The following is a 3,086-nucleotide window of genomic DNA, read 5'->3' on the forward strand; positions in this document are numbered from 1 at the left end:
TTTAGGCGCTAAGTATTTTCTTATTGGTTTATATAAAGCGCTTTACGCCACCTTGCATAGCTAAAACTTATTGTTTTAGGTTTAGGCTATAAAATGTCCTATATTCAGCATTCAACTTCGGTAGCCTTGAACATATTTAGGTTATTTTGATTGGTTTTAATGGTGCTGATTAACGCTGTAGCGGTGGAAGCCAACATTATTAATACCATCGGCCATAGGCTGTGCTCTGTTAATAGAGCTGAGATTGCACTAATAATTGCGCCGGTAAAAAACTGCACTGCGCCGAGTAGGGCGGAGGCAGTGCCCGCTCCGTGCTTAAAGTGTTTTAAAAAAGAGGCGCTAGCATTTGACATAGTGCCACCGTGTGCTGCCATACATAGAACAAAGCCCACCACGGCAAACCATATATTGCTAGGCGCTAGAATGATAGAGGCTATCAACACCAAACCACCAAGTACTTGTAGGCTTAAAAATCTCGCCAATAGGCTTTCAGGATCGTGTTTATTTAATAAGTAGGAATTCACTCGGTTGGCAATCACTAGCCCAACAATGTTGACGATGAATAGGCCGGAAAACAGTTTTTCCGATGCCTGAAAATGATCGATATAGGCAAACGGCGCATTGGTGATAAAGACCATTAATACCGTGTAAGAAAACGCTTGGGCAATCAAATAGCCACGGGCTTTACGGTTTTGTAGCACCTGTAAGAAAGTTAGCGAGCTTTTGTCCCCAGCTTTGCTTGGCTTATTAGCGGGCAGTACCGCAGCCCCCCAAATGGCGACTACTATGGCAATCACACCTGAGCTAATAAAGATCCAATGCCAACTGGATACAGCATTGATAAAGGCTCCTACCGACGGCGCAATAGAAGGGGCGATCATCATGATTAACATAATTAACGAGAACAGCTTAGCTGCTTCTCGGCCATCGGCGTTGTCGCGAATGGTGGCGGGAACCCCTACCACAGCAATGCCGCCGCCCACAGATTGAAATACCCGCCAAAACCAGAAGTATTCTAAGCTGTCACTGAAGGCGAGAATCAGGCTACCCAGCGCAAACACGCTCAAACCAGTGATAATGGCGAATTTACGACCACGTTTGTCTGAGAGAGGGCCGCCAATCAGTTGGCCTACTGCCATGCCAAATACATACATGCTAACAGTGACCGCCACCATCGAGGTTTTTACCCCAAAGCTTTCGGCAATACTGGGGATGGCCGGAAGGTAGCTATCGATGGCATAGGGCGTCATGGCAAAAACGGCGGCTAAAAATACCACCAATTGTTTAGATATTGAGTGCTGCATTAGTTTCTCTAAATTAATCTTTCTAGAAAGATTTTATCTGGATTTTATCTTTCCGGCAAGATATATTCCTAGGGAGTATTATTGTTAGGATAAAAAACAGTGGAAAAACAACAAACTGTAGACCGTATTTTAGAAGATGTTGAAATGAATTGGCCGCAAGCTCATCAACGCATCCTACCGCAGGTGCTGCGTTTGATCCGCGCCGAGCATGGTTTACGCTGCGCGGTTGGAGTGGTGTTTGACAAGTACCAACTGCAAGGTGCCGACTATAGCGCCTTAGCTACACTGCGCCGAACACCAGCACCTCACTGTCTTTCACCTACCACCCTGTATCACTCTATGTTATTTAGCTCTGGCGGTTTAACTAAAGTGTTAAATCGGCTTGAACAGGCCGAGTTAATTGAGCGGGTGGCCAATCCTGAAGATAAACGTAGTAAGTTGGTTAAGCTAAGTGACTTAGGGAAACAGCTGGTAGAACAGGTAGTGGTGGAACTACAACAAACTGAACGCCAGTTTATGCAGCCGCTATCAGTAGAGGAGCAGCAGCAACTGGATCAACTGCTGGCTAAATTGGTGCCCTAACTGAGGGTTAAGTCTTTAGCTTGAGTCTATTGCCTCACAGATTAAACTGCTCATCTGCTAGAAATGTGTTTTGTTGGCCTTTTGTCGTATTTGCTACAATAAGAAATATATTTAAAACAATAACTTAAAATATGGCCTGTTCGTTGCAGAGCTGCTTTCGAGACCTTTTGTCAGTGTTGATGGCAAATGTTATGAGGAGTAAGCATGAAGCGAAGTGAAATAGCCGAGTTATTGGACGAACCTGCTTGCGAGCATAACGACGGAGAAAAAAGTGGCTGTGCCCGTCCCACCCCTGGTGCTACCGCCGGTGGCTGTAGTTTCGACGGCGCCCAAATTACCTTATTACCGATTGCCGATGTGGCCCATATCATTCATGGGCCCATCGCCTGTGCGGGCAATAGTTGGAACAATCGGGGCACCCGCGCCTCGGGGCGTAATTTATTTCGTTTAGGTTTTACCACCGACTTAAACGAACAAGATGTGATCATGGGGCGCGCCGAGAAACGGCTGTTACATGCCATCAAACAAGTCATAGAAAAACATCAGCCGCCAGCAGTATTTGTTTATGTTACCTGTGTACCTTCGCTAGAAGGTAACGACGTGCAGGCAATTTGTAAGCTAGCCCAAGAGCGTTGGGCTATTCCGGTGGTAGCAGTGGATGCCGCAGGCTTTTACGGCAGTAAAAACCTAGGCAACCGGATCGCTGGTGAGGTAATGGTGAAGCAGGTCATCGGCAGCGCCGAGCCGCCAGCCAAGCCTTTAATGAAGCATGACCCTAGTCGTAAGGTTAACGACATTGTATTGATTGGTGAGTACAACATTGCCGGTGAGTTTTGGCATGTGTCCCCCTTGTTAGAGCGTCTTGGTTATCGGGTACTCAGCTGTATGTCTGGCGATACCCGCTACCACGAAATTCAAACCATGCACCGCGCCGATGCCGCCATGGTAGTGTGCTCACGCGCCCAAATTAACGTAGCGCGCATGCTGCAAGAGCGTTGGGATATTCCTTGGTTTGAAGGCAGTTTTTACGGCATAGAAGATACCTCAGCCTCTTTAAGAAACTTTGCCAAGTTAGTCAAAGACCCACAATTAGTAGTAGAAACTGAAATCTTGATCGCCGAACAAGAAGCCCAGATCCGCGAGCAATTAAAACCTTATGTTGAACGCTTGAGTAGCAAAAAAGCCCTGCTTTACACCGGT

3 protein-coding genes are annotated in these 3,086 nt (G+C 46.6%); 2 read left to right on the plus strand and 1 reads right to left on the minus strand.

From position 1 onward, the window contains the following. Nucleotides 1-104 precede the first annotated feature (104 nt). Complete coding sequence (locus ACQY6Q_RS02305) at nucleotides 105-1,304, minus strand: multidrug effflux MFS transporter (protein WP_427977389.1); 1,200 nt, start codon at nucleotides 1,302-1,304, stop codon at nucleotides 105-107. Nucleotides 1,305-1,403: 99 nt separating this feature from the next. On the opposite strand from ACQY6Q_RS02305, the gene ACQY6Q_RS02310 reads away from it, so the two are divergent. Further along, a complete protein-coding gene (locus ACQY6Q_RS02310) occupies nucleotides 1,404-1,886 on the plus strand; it encodes a MarR family winged helix-turn-helix transcriptional regulator (RefSeq protein WP_427977391.1) in 483 nt (160 codons plus the stop codon). A 204-nt stretch (nucleotides 1,887-2,090) separates the two neighbouring features. Then, a partial coding sequence (locus ACQY6Q_RS02315; RefSeq protein WP_427977394.1) for a nitrogenase component 1 occupies nucleotides 2,091-3,086 on the plus strand: 996 nt, incomplete at its 3' end.

Source organism: Agarivorans sp. (assembly GCF_050295395.1).
GTDB lineage: Bacteria > Pseudomonadota > Gammaproteobacteria > Enterobacterales > Celerinatantimonadaceae > Agarivorans.